Raw genomic sequence first — 19,609 nt, 5'->3', positions numbered from 1 at the left:
CGGTTGAAGGTTTAAATGACGCACCCGTCGTTTCAGTTGAAGCAAGTGCTCAACAAATGACGGAAGGCGGCGTACTAACCCTTGATGCATCGGCATCACATGATTTAGATAATGATGAGTTAACTTTCTCATGGGAAGGTCCTGGTGTAATAGCAAGCCCGACATCAGCAGTTACAGAAGTGTCTGGTTTAAGCGTTGGAGAGCATCAATTTACAGTAACAGTAAGCGATGGTGTTGACGCGATGGAGTTAGGTGTTTCAGTAACTGTTACTGCGCAAGAAGTGACGGTACAACCTGAAGTAGAAGCGAAGTCGAGCTCAAGCGGCTCACTTGCATGGCTAACACTTCTAATGGCAGGTTTTGCAGGCTTAAGACGCCGTAAAGCAAAGCGCAGCTAATCACTCCCTAAGTGTGTTATGTGACAAAGGGCCTTCGGGCCCTTTTTTCGTTTGTGTACTCTGCTCAACATAAAAGGATGTGGCCTATATGTCGTGTTTACTTCGCTTTTTAGTCAGGCTGTTTTATTAACGTTTGCAGTTAATTAAAAATGGGGGCAAAAGCCAGATTGTAAAAGGGGGTTTTTAGGGAAGGTGAGTGTTTATGTTACTCTTTTGTAAGGGAAAATAAGTCATCTTAGAAAGATGGGTTTTTATCTTATAACTAAAAGTAATAAAACGATTGAAAATCCTCTGTAGCAAAATGTACAGAGTATTTCATATTTTTTTCAGTGTGTTAGTTTGAAGTAAGTGAGGGATTAGCCCCGCATTAACATAGTTGTTGAGTGAAAAAATTATACAAAAATGTGTGCAAACGCTATGATCGCACCCAGAAGGGTGGAAACCTGTGGGTTATTAATCGTGTTTAGGCATCATTATAATCATTAATAATGCTATTAAGGTGAATTAAGTTGATGAAAAAATTGCTTGGCTTACTGTGTTGTTTAACGACGTCTATCGCTTATGCGCAGGGAGATGTAAAACAACCACAGTTGATAAAAAAGTCGACAATTCATGCCAGTATTACACTAGGATACGGTGGTATAGAGAACCCTGTTCTTGGTGCGGATAACGTCACGTCTCCTGTTTTACCAAGCGTGGCTTATTATGGTGATGATTGGTACTTCGACGACTTTTCGCTTGGTTACAGCTTAATCGAAACCCCAGATTTCTATGTCGATTTACTCGGCCGCTTTAACGATGATGGTTTCTTTTTTGAGTTGGATGGTATCGATAAACTGTATGCCACGGGTGTTATTAGAACAGGCACTGATAGACCAACAAGACCCTCAGCTTCACCAATAAACCTGACCCCCATTGAACGTGATTTATCGTATATGGCAGGGGTAGCCTCAGCGGTAAACGTGTACGACTCTGTGTGGTTAAGTGCTGCATATTTTCACGATGTAACGCATGTACATGACGGTTATGAATTACTTTTGACTGGCTCTCGTGAATTTAAATTGTTTTCGGGTATCGCGGGTATAGAGGCCGGCGCGACCTATAAGAATGAAGAATTAATCGATTATTACTACACCGTTTTACCATCAGAAAGTGTGGTTCGCTTACCTAAATATGATTTAGAGAGTGCGGTTAATTATCACTTAAAAGTGAGTTACGTATACCCACTGAGTGACAGTTTTAGTATCGACTTTAAGCTTAAACACACGTGGCTTGATAGCCATTTGGCACGTTCACACATGATCGAAAAAAATGGTTACTTTTCGGGTTTTGCTGGAATTACTTACCACTTTTAGGCCAGCGTATTGCAATTTCAGCCCCACCGGTGTCTGTGTTGTTTGCAAGTGTTATGACCCCACCATGCCAGCTGGCAATGCGATGCACAATGTAGAGCCCTAACCCATAGCCGCTTGCGAGTTTATCCCCTTCACCTTGTTTAAAAGGCTCTATGAGTGCGTCAGCATTTATAGGCAGTCCGGGCCCGTCATCAGTCACACTAATGGTATAAAAATCACTTTCTTCCGCGCTGTGTATTAAAATGGTGTGTTTTGCGTACTTAGTGGCATTAATCAGCAAGTTTTGAACGGCAATGGCCATAAAACTTGCTTCGCAATAGGCATTTATTACGTCTAATTTAACGCTAAACTTAAGCTCTTTGTAGAGTTCAAATTTGTGGATCTCAGTCTCAATCAACCTTGTCAGGTTGGTTTTCTCTTGATTAAAGACACTTTGTTGATGCTCTAATCGTGCAAATGACAAATATTGTTCAAGGCGTAATTCAATTTCATCGATATCGCGTTCTATTTGAATACTTTCTTCTGTTTCACATTCAGAAATCGACAGTGCAAAGCGCATTCGCGAGAGTGGGGTACGAATCTCATGGGAAATAATGCGTGATAAATCATTATGAAGTTGTACAAACTGTGTGATGCGATCAGACATATGAGTAAAGGTATTTGCTAAAGGCGCAATGGAGGAGTTTGGTTTGATATCCAGCTCAATACGTTGCGGCTTTTTACTGAAACGGTATGCGGCACGTTGCAATAACCCCAAATCACGAAATACAGGGCGAATAAAGGCTAAGATCATGGCTGCAAGCAAAATGTAAAATGCAAAAAAAGCGAGCCAGTCATTTTTACTTTGTGAAATAAGCGTAATAGGGCCGACTCTTTGTATTGCACCATTATCGCTCTTCAAATAAACAAATTGTTGGCCGTTTTCATTGACACTGATAATGCCATCTCTGTCGAATGATGCCTGTAAAGAGTCAGGTAAAATTAACTCATTTTGATTAAATGCGTTAATACGCGTGTCTTTATGTTGAGCGATGAGTGCTAATTCATCCACACTGAGTTGAATACTAGGGGTTTGCTCTAAGAAAAACTGATTATAGAGTTGGCCAAATGCAAGCACTAAGGCAATTAAACTTACGGTGATGATTAAATAAAGTTTAAAAAACTGCTGCTTCATATTTCTGAAATATCCAAGCTGTATCCTTTACCTCGCACAGACTTGATATCTAAAGATTCTTTATGATCTTTAATGGTTTCTTTTAGTTTTTTCCTGAGTCGACTGATTTTTAAATCGATAGCACGGTCAAGTCCGTCGTACTCACGACCGATAATATGTTTGAACAAGACTTCACGTGAAACGGGTTGCGGTGAGTTTTTGGCAAGGTAGGCAATAATTTCAAATTCACTGTCGTTCAGGTTAAGCGCTGTGTTATGGAAAAAGATATCTCTTTTTTTATTATCGATGCGTAAAATATCGTTTTGCTTAGAAAAGTTATCTTGGCCAACAGAGTGGGTAATTATGGTTTTAATTTTGGCCAGTAGTAATTCAGGCTTGATTGGTTTTAAAAGATAGTCATAGGCGCCCAAATCTAACCCTTTAATTTGTGATTGCACTGAATCTAAGGCGGTTAAAAAGATCACCGGACAGCTGAACTTTTCTTTCAGCTGCGAAATTAGTTCAAAACCATTACCATCTGGGAGCATTATGTCGCAGATAATAAGTGATGGAATAAAGGTAATTTCGCTTTGGCGATATGCCTTTGCTGTATTAAAAACATCAATTGTGTAGCCATGCTTCAATAAATACGTTTGAATTAAGCTAGCTAGCTTTACATCATCTTCAATCAAAAAAATATGGTGCATTATAAACTCCAGCCAAAACGCCGTTTAATACGATAATCTTTAGCTTCATAGTTTGCTATTGAAAGTAATTGTTGTTGAACAACTTCATTGTTTATCGGATTTATTAGTTTAACAGTCAGCGGGTGCTCGGTTTTTATTATAAATTTTTCAATAATTAAGCCGTTTTGTGTATAGCACTGTGTGTACTGTGGGCGTTGTGTTACCTCTAAGCAAAGTTCTTTAAATGGGGCTAACCTAAAGTGAACTTGAATATTAAATTCACATACTTTTTGTTTTGTATCTGTTACACACACAATGGGTGATACTTTAAAAAAAGGCTGGTCTGTACTTTCATCGGCCAGCAAATTTGCTGAAAAGCACAAACATAAAAACAGTAATGACCAGCTTAATCGGTTTATCATTTAACCAAGCCCCTGTTTTCTAAAAGTCTTTTTTTCAAAGTAATATTAACCATTGAACGTTGGTGTAACGTACCTATCTCAATATGAGAGCTCATTTTTATGCCGCTTATTATAATTATGATTATGCAGCCTATGAGTGGCAATTACACGATAAAAAACGTGTTCATCATACCTTATTTACCGTTCCCGCCACAAATAGCACTAAGAACTGCCAGCGCTTTCAGACCTATTTGTGTTTTTGTCGCGACTTCTAAGTTAGCGCCTTGTTTTAAAATAGAATCTGAATTTATATTTAGTTAAAATTAATAACTTTTCATTACGCTCTGGCGCTGCTTTAGTGTTCACTATTGTTGTTCATTTGTTAACTGTTGCGTACAAATTGATACAAAGTTCATTTTAGATATAAAAACCAACATTTTAGTAATTGTAGCTAAACTCTCGCTGAGCGTGTGACTTATATTTAACAGATTCGACCTCTCCTATAAATTTTTCTGGTAGTATAGGCAGGTTATAAGCAGTTTAAGCAGTGAACAATTATGTTAAGTCCATTTTATCAGCAACATGCTGATTACGTCTCTATTACTCGTGAGCAAGGTTGTCGTTTTGCTAAGTCCGTGGCAGATGACTTTAATCCGTTACACGACAAAGATGCCAAAAAGTTTTGTGTACCTGGCGATTTACTTTTTTCGCTTGTACTCAGCCGTTACGGGATCAGCGAAAAGATGGAATTCACTTTTGCTGGTATGGTTGATGAGACATCAAAGCTCTCTTTTCCAGAAGGCGCCGATGAATTTGATATCACTGATGGCGATAAAGTAATGCTTAAAGTGAAACGTGAGGGGGCGGTCAGTCAATGTCCAGATTTGATCAATAGCTTAATTAAAAACTACGTTGAGTTTTCTGGTACCACTTTCCCGCATGTGATCATTCCATTAATGGGTAAGCAAGATGTAATGATCAATCCAGCACGACCTATGGTTATCTATGAGTCAATGCTCATTAATTTAGACCGACTTGATATTACGTCACCAGCGCTGCAATTCGCGGAGCCTGATTTCACTTATACAGGTAAGCGAGGAAAAATCACCTTACGTTTCGATTTATTAGAAAAGGGTGAAAAAGTCGGGTCAGGCGAAAAGCACATGGTGGTGTCAGGTATTCGTGAATACTGCCAAGCAACCGTGGATGATTTGATTGCGTTTTATAATCAACGCAAAGAAACACTTAAACCTGCATAACGGCAACGCTTGTAAGAAAAGGCGCTTTAGCGCCTTTTTTGTTTTTAGTGTTGCGCGTACAATAGACGTTTTACAGTAATTGTGCACCCTATCATGTCAGTAACCAGCTTTTCAGAGTTAAACCTTGCGCCTGAACTCCTTTCAGCATTGCAAGCAGAGAATTATCACACCCCAACGGCTATTCAAAGCCAAACTATCCCGCTTATTTTAGCCGGGGTTGATGTTATGGGAAGTGCACAAACAGGCACGGGTAAAACAGCTGCCTTTGTATTACCACTGCTTGATAACTTATTGCGTGAAGAGCCGCTGCCCGAGGCTGTAAAAGTTTTAATCCTGACACCAACGCGAGAGCTTGCACAGCAAGTATTTGCCAGTGTTGAGCGTTATGCAGCTAATACACCTATTAAAGCCGCGCTTGCTTATGGCGGCGCCAGTATTGGCCCACAAATTAAAGCCATTAAAGGTGCGCAAGTTGTGGTGGCTACACCAGGACGATTACTTGATCATGTGATTAAAGGGAGCATTAAATTATCTGCCATTAGTGCCCTTGTTTTTGATGAAGCAGATCGCATGCTTGATATGGGGTTCATTGATGAAATAAAGCGTATTCTTCGTCATGTTCCAAAACAGCGCCAAACCTTACTCTTTTCAGCCACATTTGATGACAGCATTTTTGAGCTAAGTAAACAGTTGTTGAATGATCCTAAGTTAGTTGAGGTTGATAAACGCAATTCGGCTGCTGTTGAAGTTGAGCAGATTGTGTATGCGGTTGATGAGGATCGTAAACGCGAACTCGTTTCACATATGATCGGCATGAAAAATTGGCAACAAGTACTTATATTCACCCGCACTAAACAAACGGCCGATAGTCTGGCAAAAGAAATGTGTAAGGATGGCTTAAAAACAGAGTCTATTCACGGCGATAAAAGCCAAGGGGCGCGAGACAAAGCGCTGCAAAATTTTAAAACGGGTGTCACTCGAGTACTTGTCGCTACAGATGTTGCGGCGCGTGGCCTTGATATCGCCTCATTAAAGTATGTGATTAACTACGAACTACCTTATGTTGCAGAGGACTATGTTCACCGTATAGGGCGGACAGGACGAGCAGGTGAAACAGGGTTGGCCATGTCATTGGTGAGTATTGATGAGCAATGGTTACTGGATGAAATTGATGTTTTATTAGATACACGCTTAACACCACAATGGCTGCCAGGGTACGAGCCTGATTTAACAAAAGAGCCAAAACAAGTCCGAAAAAACACGAATAAGGCACGACGCTCTCGTGACAAAAAACGTATATTAGGGCAAAAAAATCCTAGGCGCCGATAGATTAAGCTGTATCAGTGCTAATTTAAGGGAGCCTAAATTAGCACTAATCAACACGCTAATAGCATAAAGTCGTGTGTACATTAGCTTGGTGAACAAAAGCGTTTAATGAACTGTTATGCTTACCCGCATTTTCTTTGCTAGCGACCACGTTTTCTTGTTTTAAAATCGCTGTTAATTAAACGTATTGGTATAAACGCGCACATTATTTAAGCGATTTGTTTTTCGGCTAAGTTTAATTCCATGGTTGCTTTAAGTAAGCGGTAAAGATTAATTGACGCATCAATTTCTTCTTTACGGTTTGTTAAGCTCTCAATATTCAAACCAAGTGGCACCGCTAAATGTGCGCAGCTTTGTAATATGAGGTCAAGATTTTCACGGCAAATGCGTACTGACTCACTCAATGGATTTGCAGAATCAAGCATGCGCCATTTTGTTGCCTCCGGTACAGAGATACCCAGCCACTCCATAAAATCTAACGTTTTCTCACCACCACAGGGTGTAAACGTTAAAATTATACGCTTAGGTGCGATGCCTAACGCTTTGCAGCTACGTGCATAGCTAGTGATTAAATCAATGGTAGCTTGTGCGTTGTACACAGCTTGTGAAATAAAAAACTTACAACCTTGCTCTGTTTTTTCTAATAGACGGTCATGCTCGTTACGTTTGCTTGCATGGCGTTCAGCAATAGTTACACCGCCAAGAAACATATCATTGTCTTGCTTAGCAAGGGTGTTATAAGCATCCGGTAAACTTAGTTTGATATCACCATGCGAAGATGGGCTGCCTACCAAGACTAGATTTTTTAAATCAAACTCATTACGTGTTTCGTGTAGCCAATCGGTAAATTCAGCTTCACTGCGCTGGGCAACACTTTTGTAGGTAATAACATCTAAATGAGAAAGGCTACGCAACAAATGGCTGTACTCACGTGGGTCTACGGTTTCTTTAAATGGAAACGGACGCGGCTTTTCTGTACGGCTGCTTTCATCTTGAATGTCGTAGATAATGACACCATCGTATTCAATTTCATGAAGGCGACCCAATAATTTTTGTGCAATGGTTTCAAGCATGGCTTTATCAGTGCCTGATTTAGGCGGTGTGGTACCAATCAGGTATACACCCTGATTGGTGTCTTCAATTTTCTCTTGTAGTGATAAAGCCATAATCCTCATTCCAGCTCGTGCCTGCGTCTATGGGAAATAATATAGCAGCCATTTAGACGTCTAGATAGATTTTTCTGTTGAAAGTTTTTCAATGAGCATGAATTTAATTCAAGTTGGTGGTGGGGTGTTATCTTAAATTGACACACCTGTTTACATTAATTGTGCCCTTGACCCTCATATTTTCCAGTACTTTCATGCATAATCAAACACAACTGATTATGAGAAAAATAACTAACAAGTAAAATTAAAGGATCATTATGAAATTTAGATTATTAGCGACCAGTGTTGCTGTAACGCTTGCTCTTAGCGGGTGTGCGACGAATTCACAATCAAATATGGTTAAAGAAGTCGAAATAGAACAGGTTGTCAGCCAAGAAGATAACCGTGTATTTAGCCAAGATTACGTTTTAGAAGAACTAGAAAATGGTCTTCGTGTCATGGTGGTAAAAACGGATTACCCCGATGTTGTTTCATTACAAATTCCCGTGTCGGTAGGTTCTCGTAACGAAGTAGAAGAAGGCAAAACGGGCTTTGCTCACTTTTTTGAGCACATGATGTTTAAAGGCTCAGAAAAATTCCCACAAGACGTGTATTCAGATATTTTAAAAAACTCGGGTGTTGATAACCGCGCGTATACTACTAATGATTACACCAACTATCATTTAAACTTCTCAAAAGAGCACCTTGATAAAGTGCTTGAAATTGAAGCTGATATCTTTCAAAACCTCACGTACAGCGAAGAACAGTTCCGTACAGAAGCCTTAACAGTGAAAGGTGAGTACTTAAAAAATAATGCCAGTCCAATTCGTAAATTGCTTTCAGCAGTGCGTAACGAAGCATTTGAGAAACATACTTATAAACACACCACGATGGGCTTTTTTGAAGACATTGAAGCCATGCCAGATCAAATGGCTTACGGGAAAGAGTTTTTCGCAAAATTTTATAAACCAGAATATGTATCGTTGGTCATTGTTGGTGATGTCGACCCTCAAGAAACCATGGCAATGGTGAAAAAACATTGGGGTAACTGGAAAAAAGGTGATTACCAAGCAGATATTCCAGTAGAGCCAAAGCAACAAGCGCCAAAATATATACATGAGCAAAATGACGGTTTACCAGGCCATTGGTTGCTTGTATCGTATAAAGGCACTGCGTGGGATCCAACGCAAAAAGATCGCGCCGCACTTGATTTAATCTCACAGCTTTATTTCTCAAATAACTCAGCGCTTTATCAAGAATTGGTGGTTGATAAGCAAATCGCAAGTCAAATGTTCACTTATAATCCTGATACAAAAGATCCGGGGTTATTGCATGTCTTTGTAAAAGTAGAAAACGAAGCCGATCTTGCAAAAGCACGTGATGCCATTAACCGCACATATGTACAAGCACGCACTGAGCTTGTTGATGCCCAAAAACTGGCAGACTTAAAATCAAATTTAAAATACAGCTTTATCAATGGGCTTGATTCATCGCAATCAATCGCCTCGACACTTGCAAGCTACATGCATTTTGAGCGTGATCCAGAGGTAATCAATCAGCTCTATGCGACTGCCGATAGCATCACCCCAGAAGACATTAAAGCGATAGCGAATAAATACTTTGTTGATTCAAGCCGAACTACAGTGACGATGTCGGCTTTAGATAACGTGGCAGGATTTGAGCAAGAAGTTGACCTAAACGCAGCCGTTGCAAGTACAGAGCAAGCGCCAACAGAGCGTCATTTTAAAGTGCTCGATAAAACCAACAGTTCACCATTGGTTGATGTTAACTGGTTATTTAATACCGGTGCCGCGGCCGATCCAGCAGGTAAAAAAGGCGTCGCCGCATTAACGGCAGCCATGCTTGCGAAAGGTGGCTCAGAAACGATGAGCTATAAAGACATTCAAAAAGCGTTATACCCACTCGCGGGTAGCTTTGGGTATCAAATCGATAAAGAGATGATTTCGTTGCGCGGTCGTGTACACAAAGACAATGCGACACAGTGGTATGCGCTTGTGAGTGAACAATTACTCAACCCAGGTTTTAGAGAAGATGACTTCAAACGCCTGAAAAAAGAGCTTATCGATAGCATTAAAGCGGGGCTTAAAGCATCAAACGATGAAGAGCTCGGTAAAGAAGTGCTTTATCATCAACTGTATAAAGGCCACCCATACGAAAGCTATAACTATGGTGACTTATCTGATCTGGAAGCATTGACGCTTGATGATGTAAAAGCGTTTTACGACAAGCAATTCACACAATCAAAACTAACCGTAGGTTTAATTGGTGCGATTCCAAGCGATGTAAAATCGGCGATGCTAAAAGATTTAACATCGCTGCCAGAAGGCAAAGAAAGCCGTTTAGTCATTCCCGATGCGCCAGCACTGAGTGGTCACCATGCCACCATTGTTGAAAAGTCGGCGCAATCAACAGCCGTGTCGTTTGGTTTCCCAATAGAGACGATTCGTAGTAGTGAAGATTGGACTGCATTATGGCTAGTGCGTTCATACTTTGGCGAGCACAGAAGTTCGAATAGCTTCTTGTATCAGCGTATTCGTCAAACCCGTGGTATGAACTATGGTGACTATGCGTACATTGAATACTTCCCACGTGGTATGTTCCAAACTAAGCCTGATGCGAACTTAGGCCGCTCTGAGCAAATTTTCCAAGTATGGCTGCGTCCATTGCGCTCTAATAACGATGCGCACTTTGCAACCCGTACCGCGTTATTCGAGTTAGATAAGCTTATTAAAAACGGCATCAGCAAAGAAGATTTTGAAGCAACGCGCAACTTCTTAATTAACTTTGTGCCACAAATGGTTGCAAGCCAAGACCGCCAACTAGGCTACGCGCTAGATAGTGAGTTTTATAATACAGAGAGCTTTGTTGACTATGTACGTGGCAAGCTTGAAAAGCTAACACTTGAGGATGTGAACCGTGTTATTCGCGAGAATCTGCAAACCGACAATATTCACTATGTGTTTATTACAGGTGACGGTAAAGACATGCAAAAGCGCTTAGCGTCAGAGCAAACATCGCCTATGGTTTATAACGCAGAAAAACCAGCAGAACTTGTCGCGGAAGACAACGTGATTGCTGATTATAAGCTCGCTATTCCAGCGAAAAATATATCAGTCGTTGATGTAGAAAAGGTGTTTCAATAACACACAATAGAGTGCTCCTTTAGGGGCACTCTTCTTTATTTGTTTGCGGGTAGTGATCAGCAACAACAAGTTTGTTGCGGCCAGTATCCTTCGCTTGATAAAGTGCATTATCGGCCATTTCGATCAATTGCATGGCATTATCAGCGACGTTTGGCACAAGTGTTGCCAAACCAATACTGACTGTTAAAGGGTGGCCAGCCAGTTCGGGGAGCTTTAATGCTGTAAGCTCGGCCATAAAACGCGTTAATAGCATTTGAGCCTGTAAACAGTGAGTATTTCCCAACACTAATATAAATTCTTCGCCACCGTATCTTGCACATAAATCGCCAGGTCTACGCGCGTAGTCGGGCAGTATTTTTGCGACTTCTTTTAGGCAAGTGTCACCAACGACATGGCCAAAGTTATCATTGAGAAGTTTGAAGTTATCTAAATCAATCATCGCCAGCGATATGGGAAGTTTGAGTCGCATGCAGCGGCTCCACTCTTGCTCATAAAAGTCATCAAAATGACGTCGATTAGCAATTTGTGTCAGACCATCAATATGCGCTAACTCTTGAACTTGTTGTTCTGCAAGTTTTCGTTCAGTGATGTTTAAATGACTAATCACCACGAAACGCTGCGCATTATACTCCAGTGGCACAGCACGCATCATAAACCAGCGTTTTTCGATGTCGCTATGACAAGGGTACTCTAAGTAAAATTCAGGTTCTTGATTATTGATGACTTTATTGAGACCTGCTAAGGCTTTTATTCCAAAATCATCGCCTTGTATTGCGGCTGACTTGCAGATAGCTAAGTAATTTTGTTTCTGCCATTGAATATCACAGTCACAGTTATTCTCATCGCCAAACGTTTGCCAACTGCGATTAACAAATATGATATCGCCCAGCTCATTGATAACAACGATATGCTCTGAGATGGTATCAAGTATTAATTTCAAAAATTCTTTTGATTCAACCACATTGGTTCCTGACCATGACTACTCAATTAAGATTAGCAATAAATGCTGAGTTTTCACTGTTGTTGATGTAAAAAATAATCCGAAGCACTTAATTTATTGCGCAGTTCATTTTACTGCATTGTGAAGGTGTTACAACAGGGAATAAGTCGATACTTCAAACAACAGTAAAACAGGTTACTCATATTTTTAAGTAACCTGTTTTACGTAATAGAGAGGCTGTTGAGTCGGTTTTAAGGTTTTGCTATTTAGTTTTCTGCCGGAATCACAGCAAGGCTCAACTCTGACAGTCAATCTATTTGTTATAACAATGCGCCAACTTCCACGCCGATAGCTAACAACAAGGTTGCTGCAACAAAGGCGATGAGTACTGCGTGACCACGCTGTTCTTTTTTCATCGTTCACTCCTAAAAAATAACAAATACTGTTGCCATACCCAGTGCAAAACTAACACACGATGAAGCTGCAACAATTGCGGCCAAGTTTTGCTTCGATACTGCTTTTGCTTCGCTTTCAATGGCTGGTTCATCGTCTAGTTTGATAAGCTCACCTTGGCGTACTTCAAATACCGCACATAGGCTCATGGTGGTTTCTTTTGATGCCGCACCTTCTTTTTCAACACGTTGAATGGTTCGTAGGCTCACATCACAGGCGTCGGCCAACTGCTGCTGTGTCCAGTCGAACTTAAGCCTTAATGTTTTAATTGTATTAGGGTTTAATTGCATCACTTACTTCCCAATAAACGGCTCGATAAGTGTGATAAAGGCAAAACCAAAAATTGCCCCCCCAATAAAGCAACCTAAGGTAACCATAACAACTTGTTTTGGGTTATCAGTCAGTGCGGTTTGCGTGCTTTGCTTTACCAATTTGCCAGCTTTAAAAAACGAACATTCAAGCTTGCCTGTTAGCATATTTTGCATCTTAAATTCGACTGCATACGCATTATCTTGGTAGTTAAAGTCGTGACGACTTTTAAAGCCGAAGCTGCGCTTCTCACTAACCAATTCATCGTTTACATATATTTCTTCTTTGCCGCTCATGATGTGACCAAAGCATGCGATTTGGTTATCACCATCTTGAAAGTAAAGTTTATAACCTAGTTTATGTGAGTTTAGTACGTCGTTTTTCATCATCGTTTCCTTGTTAAGTTGATGATGTAAATTTAATGATTATTTTTGTTTTTTACGCCGTCAGCGATACGCCAGTCCCTATTTTGGCATATGACAGCCAAGATGTCATATTGGTTTTGTTATTGAAATATAAGCGAATTATTTTAAGTGGTTCGATTGATGTTGTATCGGTCACTGTCGTATTGGCTTGCACTAAAATAACCGTTTGATAACAAAAAAGTAGCGATGACACTCTGGTTATTAGATATAACCAGAACAAATAAACAACGGGTTAGTACATCTTGCTACAAATCCGTTAAACTTAAGGCATAGCAGTTAGGTACAACCAGAAAGGCAAAAATATGCGTCATGAAATTTGGCAACAGCTTCGCGAAGAAGCAAACGAAGTCGTTACTCGCGAACCATTATTAGCAAGTCATGTTTACTCGTGTGTGTTAAATCATGAGTGTTTGGGGTCGGCGCTGAGTTTTATTGTTGCTAATAAGCTGGCAGATGCCGTCGTGTCAGCATTTACTATTCGTGAATTATTTGACCAAGCCTTTGTAAAATGTGACTTAATGCTAACGCATGTGGCCCACGACATAAAAGCTGTTAAAGATCGTGACCCCGCAGCCGATAGTTATTTAACTGTGATACTTAACTTAAAGGGCTTCCATGCAATACAAGCACACCGACTCGCACATTGTTTATGGCTGCAAAACAGAAAAGAGCTTGCTCGCTTTATTCAAAGTAGAACCTCAGAAGTATTTGGCGTTGATATCCATCCTGCTTGTAAAGTCGGTCATGGTATTATGTTTGACCATGCAACTGGGATTGTAATTGGTGAAACCGCGGTTATCGAAGATAACGTATCGATTCTACAGTCTGTGACATTAGGCGGTACGGGTAATGAGCAAGGCGATCGCCATCCTAAAATTCGCGCAGGCGTTTTAATTGGCGCGGGTGCAAAAGTACTTGGTAATATAGAAGTCGGTGAGGGTGCGCGTATCGGCGCAAACTCTGTGGTATTGAGTCCTGTTCCTGCCCATACAACGGTGGTTGGGGTGCCTGCTAAGGTGGTTGGTAAACCAAACTGCCCATGCCCCGCAGAAAGTATGAATCAAAACTTTTTAGATGACAGTGCAGCCACCCCTAGCAATGAATCGCATACGAGTGCTATGTTGTAATTTCAATTACATTGTTATTTAAAGGGCAACGGAAGTGTCTAAATTATCTTTAGGGTTAGTCGGTGCAGCGTCTTTTTTATGTGGCGCTGCTGCGATGTCGTTCTATCAATCTTTTTCTGCTACAACAACGTCTGACATTGAGCCAGCAGCGCCGAGTGTTGCTGGTTATGAACCGCATGAAACTTCATCTGTGAGCATTAAAAAACCTGAAACCATGAGCGCTCAAAATGAGCCACTCAACAAGGCGCCTATAGAATCCGCTACGGCAACTGAGCTTGTGCAACAAATTGAAGAGTTACAGCAGCAAGTGGCAAATCAACAAACAATTATAGCCAGTTACAAAGCGGCGGTTGTCTCACCGCAACAGATTAATTCGCGTACCAAGGCATTGTACAGTTTATTAGAAGAGCAGGCGCGTGATGAAGCATGGGCGTATCAAACAGAAACGGCCATGGCAGACTTTCTTATCATGGCCGATTTACCTGTACAGCCAGATATGACTGTTGCCAACTGTAAAACCTCCGTCTGTGAATTTAAATTGCAACAGCCTGAAGGGGTTGATTCACTTCCTGCACATTATTGGCGAAATATCAGCGATAAGTTGATGGAGCAAGGCTGGTGGAAGCAGTTTAAATACTCTTCTTCCACATCAAGCGACGATACTCTGAGCATCATTGTTAGTACTGAACAGTAAATAACGCACAGCTAGATCACGTTTGATTTTAATTGGCCGTCCGCTAGTTCAGTTATCAATAATTCCCCTGATTTGATATCAGCCACTGACTTCACAACGTGACCGTGCTCATTTTTAGTGATGCTGTAGCCACGTGCTAGCACGCTTAGCGGACTCACCGAGTCTAAACGGCTTGCTTGCAGTGAAAGGGTGTTACGAGAGATTGAGAGCTGTTGTTGCATAGCTTGCGTTAAACGGCCATGTAATTGCACTAATTGATGTTCGCTTCTGGCCAGCTGCTTTTCAGGTGAACGCTGCATTAAACGCGGTGTTAAGTTTGCAAGAACGCGCTCATAATGCTGAATTTTACCGTTAATAGCGCTGTGCAATGCGAGGGTTAACTCATCTAATTTTTGAGTTTGCTGGTTTAATTGGTTACGCGGATGACACAGCTGCAAACGATGTTCAAACTGTGTCGCAGTGCTGCGTTTAACAGACAGTGTATGTTTAAATGCATGGTGTAAATGCTTCACTAACTGACTGACTTTATTGTGTAGCTCCTGAGTGTTAGGGCTAACAAGCTCGGCAGCGGCAGAAGGTGTAGCGGCACGTATATCGGCTACATAATCACTGATTGTGGTGTCGACCTCATGCCCAACTGCGCTGACAATAGGTAATTCACTGGCAAATATAGCGCGGGCGAGTTGTTCATTGTTAAAGCACCATAGATCTTCTAATGAGCCACCGCCACGACCGAGTATTAATACATCAACTTCATGTCGTTGGTTAGCAATATTAATTTTTTCAATAAGTTGGCTGTGGGCATCAGCCCCTTGAACCATGGCAGGGTAAATCACAACTTCAAGCTGCGGTGCGCGACGCTTTAAAACGGTTAAAATATCGCGGATGGCAGCCCCGGTCGCAGAGGTAATGACACCAACGCGGTTTATCGTAGTGGGGAGGGGCTTTTTATGTGCAGAACTAAAAAGGCCTTCAGCGGCAAGGCGCATTTTCAGTGCATCGAATTCTTGTTTTAGTAACCCTTCACCAGCCGGCGCCATATGCTCAACAATGAGTTGATAATCACCGCGCGGTTCGTACAATGAAACCCGAGCACGCACTGTGACTTGCGCGCCATTTGTTGGGCGAAAAGTCTGTCCACGGTTATTGCCTCGCCACATAGCCGCTTTCACTTGAGCTCTGTCGTCTTTTAAAGTGAAATACCAATGGCCTGAAGCCGGGGCAATAAAATTAGAAATCTCGCCTGTTAACACAAGTGATGAAAAGCCTTGCTCTAAAACATGGCGAATTTCCTTATTTAGGCGCGAGACCGTATAAATAGGCTGTGTTGAGTGCGTTAAAGCCATTTAAAACCCCAATAAAATAAACTGCGTCTACTTTATCATAAATAAATGCGGAATTTTATTTACTCATGCGCATAACGCTGATAAAATTTGGCCGCAATTCCTTATACTCAGATCCACATGTGAGAAGTTGCCAAAATGCTTAGAATTGCTAAAGAAGCTCTTACCTTTGACGACGTACTTTTAGTACCAGGTCATTCTACTGTTTTGCCACACACGGCAAATATTTCAACTCGCTTAACGCGTGGTATCAAACTTAACTTGCCGCTAGTTTCAGCATCTATGGATACTGTAACAGAAGCTCGCTTGGCGATTGCGCTAGCGCAAGAAGGCGGTTTAGGTTTTATCCACAAAAACATGACAATCGAAGAGCAAGCTAAAAACGTACGTAAAGTAAAAACGTACGAGGCAGGTATTGTTTCTTTCCCTGTTACTGTGACTGCGGATCTAACAATTGCTGATGCTATCGCGCTTTCAGAAGAAAAAGGTTTTTCAGGTTTCCCTGTAACCGACGCTGACAATAACCTTGTAGGTATTGTTACAAGCCGTGATATGCGTTTTGAAACTAAACTTGAGCAGCCTGTTTCTACAGTGATGACGAAAAAAGAATCGTTAGTGACTGTAAAAGAAGGTGCAGACCGCGATGAAATTTTAGGTCTCATGCACGAGCACCGTATCGAAAAAATTCTTGTAGTTGATGATGCATTTAAACTGAAAGGCATGATCACTGTAAAAGATTATCAAAAAGCACAAGACAAACCTCACGCATGTAAAGACGAGCAAGGTCGTTTACGTGTAGGCGCTGCTGTAGGTGTTGGCCCAGGTACTGATGAGCGTATCGCTGCCCTTGTTGAAGCCGGTGTTGACGTATTACTTATCGATACTTCTCATGGTCACTCACAAGGTGTTATCGACCGTGTTGCACAAACTCGTCAAACATACCCAGATTTACAAATCGTAGCGGGTAACGTTGCGACAGCTGAAGGTGCAATTGCCCTTGCTGATGCGGGTGTTGATGCCGTTAAAGTGGGCATTGGCCCAGGCTCTATCTGTACTACACGTATCGTTACAGGATGTGGTGTACCACAAATCACCGCTATTTCAGATGCAGTTGAAGGCTTAAAAGGCCGTGACATTCCTGTTATTGCTGACGGTGGTATTCGTTTCTCTGGCGATATCGTAAAAGCACTGGTTGCGGGTGCATCATGTGTCATGGTGGGTTCAATGCTCGCGGGTACAGAAGAAGCACCAGGTGAAGTTGAGCTATATCAAGGCCGTTACTACAAGTCATACCGTGGTATGGGTAGCCTTGGTGCGATGAACCAAAAAGAAGGTTCATCAGACCGTTACTTCCAGAAATCGAACGAAGCAGACAAGCTTGTTCCTGAAGGTATCGAAGGCCGTGTTGCTTATAAAGGACCTATTGCGACAATCATTCACCAACAAGTGGGTGGTCTTCGCAGTGCAATGGGCTTAACTGGCTGTGCGACAATTGAAGAGTTAAATACTAAACCTCAGTTTGTCCGTGTAACGTCGGCTGGTATGGGTGAATCACATGTTCACGATGTGCAAATCACCAAAGAAGCGCCAAACTACCGTTTAGGTTAATAACCGTAACGTATTGAAATTACATGGGCTAGCATATGCTAGCCCTTATTTATTTTTCATCTCCCCTGTGGGAGAGCAGTTCCTGACTAACGAGATACTCCATGAGCAAAGACATTCACGATTCACGAATTCTCATTTTAGATTTTGGTTCGCAATACACGCAATTAATCGCACGTCGTATACGTGAAATTGGTGTTTACTGTGAGCTGTGGGCTTGGGATGTAACAGAAGAGCAAATCCGCGAGTTTAACCCACAAGGTATTATCTTGTCGGGTGGCCCTGAGTCAACAACGCTTGATAACAGCCCACGTGCTCCAGAGTATGTATTTAATGCAGGCGTGCCTGTACTTGGTATTTGTTACGGCATGCAAACAATGGCAATGCAACTTGGCGGAAGTGTACACAGCTCAGATAAGAAAGAGTTTGGTTATGCGCAAGTTGAAAAAGTAGGCAACTGTGCGTTATTCGATGCTATTGAAGATCACATTACAGATGGCGGCGCAGGCGTACTTGATGTATGGATGAGCCACGGCGATAAAGTAATGGAAGTACCTGATACTTTCAAAACGACTGCTAAAACATCAACGTGTCCACATGCTGCTATGTCATGGGAAGAAAAGCGTTTTTACGGCGTACAATTCCACCCAGAAGTGACACATACTCACCAAGGTCTTCGTCTTCTTGAGCGTTTTGCGATTGATATCTGTGGCTGTGAAAAGCTTTGGACACCTGCAAAAATCATCGACGATGCGATTGAGCGAATTAAAGAAACAGTCGGTGACGATGAAGTTATCTTAGGTCTTTCAGGTGGTGTTGATTCATCGGTTGTTGCGATGCTTATTCACCGTGCGATTGGCGACAAGCTGACTTGTGTATTTGTTGATAACGGTTTACTTCGTTTAAACGAAGGCCAACAAGTCATGGATATGTTTGGTAACAAGTTTGGCCTAAACATCATCAAAGTAGATGCTGAAGATCAATTCCTTGCAGATCTTGCCGGTAAATCAGACCCAGAAGACAAGCGTAAAGCAATTGGTCATACATTTATCAAAGTATTTGATTCAGAAGCGAAGAAACTGAAGAATGCACGTTGGTTAGGTCAAGGTACTATCTACCCAGACGTGATCGAATCTGCTGCATCAGCAACAGGTAAAGCACACGTAATCAAGTCTCACCACAACGTAGGTGGTTTACCAGACGACATGGAAATGGGTCTTGTTGAGCCTTTACGTGAGCTATTCAAAGACGAAGTACGTAAAATCGGTCTTGAGTTAGGTTTACCGTACGACATGCTTTACCGTCACCCATTCCCAGGGCCAGGTTTAGGTGTACGTGTACTGGGCGAAATCAAGAAAGAATACTGTGATTTACTTCGCCGTGCAGACGCTATCTTTATCGAAGAGCTACACAAAGCTGAGCTTTACCACAAAGTAAGCCAAGCGTTTACGGTATTCCTACCTGTTAAATCAGTCGGTGTAATGGGTGATGCGCGTAAGTATGATTGGGTTGTATCACTGCGTTGTGTAGAAACAATCGACTTTATGACAGCACGTTGGTCACACTTACCTTATGAGTTCTTGGGGGTGGTGTCTAACCGTATCATTAATGAAATTGATGGTATCTCACGCGTTGTTTACGATATTTCAGGTAAGCCACCTGCAACTATCGAGTGGGAATAATCCTTTTATTTCTGTAACTACCGTATAAAAAACGGCGGATTAGCTTGCTAATTCGCCGTTTTGTTTATTTTGAAAGCAGTTGAACCACAAACTGTGTTTTTTTACTTTACCTTTATAAAAAGCTCTATATAATTCATCGTCATT

Annotated in this window: 18 protein-coding genes; 10 read left to right on the top strand and 8 right to left on the bottom strand. The window is 41.5% G+C overall.

The window, feature by feature from the left end:
- Both LPA49_RS17850 and LPA49_RS17845 read left to right on the top strand, forming a co-directional pair.
- The coding region (locus LPA49_RS17850) for a GlyGly-CTERM sorting domain-containing protein (protein WP_230237386.1) at positions 1 to 398 on the top strand (398 nt) is incomplete at its 5' end.
- Between the two features lie 512 nt (positions 399 to 910).
- Positions 911 to 1,753, top strand: a complete 843-nt coding sequence (locus tag LPA49_RS17845) for a MipA/OmpV family protein (RefSeq protein WP_199525480.1) — start codon at positions 911 to 913, stop codon at positions 1,751 to 1,753.
- On the opposite strand, the gene LPA49_RS17840 is transcribed toward LPA49_RS17845, so the two are convergent.
- From LPA49_RS17840 to LPA49_RS17830, 3 genes are read right to left on the bottom strand one after another with little or no spacing between them, the layout of a single operon-like run.
- Entirely contained in the window at positions 1,737 to 2,927 is a 1,191-nt protein-coding gene (locus LPA49_RS17840; RefSeq protein WP_118844048.1) for an ATP-binding protein, read from the bottom strand. The two genes, LPA49_RS17845 and LPA49_RS17840, sit on opposite strands and share 17 nt — an antisense overlap.
- Positions 2,924 to 3,613: a response regulator transcription factor gene (locus LPA49_RS17835; protein WP_036970639.1), complete on the bottom strand. Its 690-nt coding sequence runs from the start codon at positions 3,611 to 3,613 to the stop codon at positions 2,924 to 2,926. The genes LPA49_RS17840 and LPA49_RS17835 overlap by 4 nt, the downstream gene beginning before the upstream one ends.
- Positions 3,613 to 4,014, bottom strand: a complete 402-nt coding sequence (locus LPA49_RS17830; RefSeq protein ID WP_036970636.1) for a DUF3019 domain-containing protein — start codon at positions 4,012 to 4,014, stop codon at positions 3,613 to 3,615. Before LPA49_RS17830 ends, LPA49_RS17835 begins: the two co-directional genes overlap by 1 nt.
- A 536-nt stretch (positions 4,015 to 4,550) precedes the next feature.
- Here LPA49_RS17830 and LPA49_RS17825 point away from each other — a divergent pair.
- Positions 4,551 to 5,252 carry a DUF3581 domain-containing protein gene (locus LPA49_RS17825; protein ID WP_036970634.1) on the top strand — a complete coding sequence of 234 codons (702 nt, stop codon included), beginning with the start codon at positions 4,551 to 4,553 and terminating at the stop codon, positions 5,250 to 5,252.
- Between the two features lie 93 nt (positions 5,253 to 5,345).
- On the top strand, positions 5,346 to 6,581 hold the full coding sequence (locus tag LPA49_RS17820) for a DEAD/DEAH box helicase (RefSeq protein WP_036970629.1): 1,236 nt from the start codon (positions 5,346 to 5,348) through the stop codon (positions 6,579 to 6,581).
- Between the two features lie 206 nt (positions 6,582 to 6,787).
- Here the strand turns inward: LPA49_RS17820 and LPA49_RS17815 are convergent, their stop codons facing one another.
- Positions 6,788 to 7,744, bottom strand: coding sequence for a methylenetetrahydrofolate reductase (locus tag LPA49_RS17815; RefSeq protein ID WP_230237384.1), 957 nt, complete (start codon positions 7,742 to 7,744; stop codon positions 6,788 to 6,790).
- A 257-nt stretch (positions 7,745 to 8,001) separates the two neighbouring features.
- Between LPA49_RS17815 and LPA49_RS17810 the strand changes: the two genes are divergently transcribed.
- Positions 8,002 to 10,887, top strand: a complete 2,886-nt coding sequence (locus LPA49_RS17810) for a pitrilysin family protein (protein ID WP_230237382.1) — start codon at positions 8,002 to 8,004, stop codon at positions 10,885 to 10,887.
- 19 nt (positions 10,888 to 10,906) lie between these two features.
- Here LPA49_RS17810 and LPA49_RS17805 read toward each other — a convergent pair whose 3' ends face one another.
- From LPA49_RS17805 to LPA49_RS17795, 3 genes are all read right to left on the bottom strand, one after another.
- Positions 10,907 to 11,848, bottom strand: a complete 942-nt coding sequence (locus tag LPA49_RS17805) for a sensor domain-containing diguanylate cyclase (protein ID WP_051501821.1) — start codon at positions 11,846 to 11,848, stop codon at positions 10,907 to 10,909.
- Positions 11,849 to 12,252: 404 nt separating this feature from the next.
- Positions 12,253 to 12,570: a helix-turn-helix transcriptional regulator gene (locus LPA49_RS17800; RefSeq protein WP_036970624.1), complete on the bottom strand. Its 318-nt coding sequence runs from the start codon at positions 12,568 to 12,570 to the stop codon at positions 12,253 to 12,255.
- A 3-nt stretch (positions 12,571 to 12,573) separates the two neighbouring features.
- Positions 12,574 to 12,978 (bottom strand): hypothetical protein, encoded by a 405-nt coding sequence (locus LPA49_RS17795; RefSeq protein ID WP_036970622.1) that lies wholly within the window; start codon positions 12,976 to 12,978, stop codon positions 12,574 to 12,576.
- Between the two features lie 32 nt (positions 12,979 to 13,010).
- Between LPA49_RS17795 and LPA49_RS17790 the strand changes: the two genes are divergently transcribed.
- The 3 genes from LPA49_RS17790 to LPA49_RS17780 all read left to right on the top strand — a co-directional run bounded on the left by LPA49_RS17790 (position 13,011) and on the right by LPA49_RS17780 (position 14,835).
- Positions 13,011 to 13,184, top strand: a complete 174-nt coding sequence (locus tag LPA49_RS17790; RefSeq protein ID WP_155950843.1) for a hypothetical protein — start codon at positions 13,011 to 13,013, stop codon at positions 13,182 to 13,184.
- A gap of 132 nt (positions 13,185 to 13,316) precedes the next feature.
- Positions 13,317 to 14,141 (top strand): serine O-acetyltransferase, encoded by an 825-nt coding sequence (gene cysE / locus LPA49_RS17785; protein ID WP_036970620.1) that lies wholly within the window; start codon positions 13,317 to 13,319, stop codon positions 14,139 to 14,141.
- 34 nt (positions 14,142 to 14,175) lie between these two features.
- On the top strand, positions 14,176 to 14,835 hold the full coding sequence (locus LPA49_RS17780; protein WP_230237380.1) for a hypothetical protein: 660 nt from the start codon (positions 14,176 to 14,178) through the stop codon (positions 14,833 to 14,835).
- A gap of 11 nt (positions 14,836 to 14,846) precedes the next feature.
- On the opposite strand, the gene xseA is transcribed toward LPA49_RS17780, so the two are convergent.
- The gene (xseA, locus tag LPA49_RS17775; protein ID WP_036970617.1) at positions 14,847 to 16,181 is read right to left on the bottom strand and encodes an exodeoxyribonuclease VII large subunit; all 1,335 of its coding nucleotides are present in this window, start codon (positions 16,179 to 16,181) and stop codon (positions 14,847 to 14,849) included.
- Positions 16,182 to 16,316: 135 nt separating this feature from the next.
- On the opposite strand from xseA, the gene guaB reads away from it, so the two are divergent.
- Together guaB and guaA are read left to right on the top strand one after the other, a co-directional pair.
- Entirely contained in the window at positions 16,317 to 17,786 is a 1,470-nt protein-coding gene (gene guaB / locus LPA49_RS17770; protein ID WP_036970614.1) for an IMP dehydrogenase, read from the top strand.
- Between the two features lie 101 nt (positions 17,787 to 17,887).
- Positions 17,888 to 19,465 carry a glutamine-hydrolyzing GMP synthase gene (gene guaA, locus LPA49_RS17765; RefSeq protein ID WP_065978447.1) on the top strand — a complete coding sequence of 526 codons (1,578 nt, stop codon included), beginning with the start codon at positions 17,888 to 17,890 and terminating at the stop codon, positions 19,463 to 19,465.
- The last annotated feature ends 144 nt before the right edge of the window (positions 19,466 to 19,609 follow it).

This window comes from Pseudoalteromonas sp. MB41, assembly GCF_020966275.1.
Taxonomy (GTDB): Bacteria; Pseudomonadota; Gammaproteobacteria; order Enterobacterales; family Alteromonadaceae; genus Pseudoalteromonas; species Pseudoalteromonas lipolytica.
Note: the sequence above shows the minus strand (reverse complement) of the source record. Positions and strands in the feature narration are given on the sequence as shown.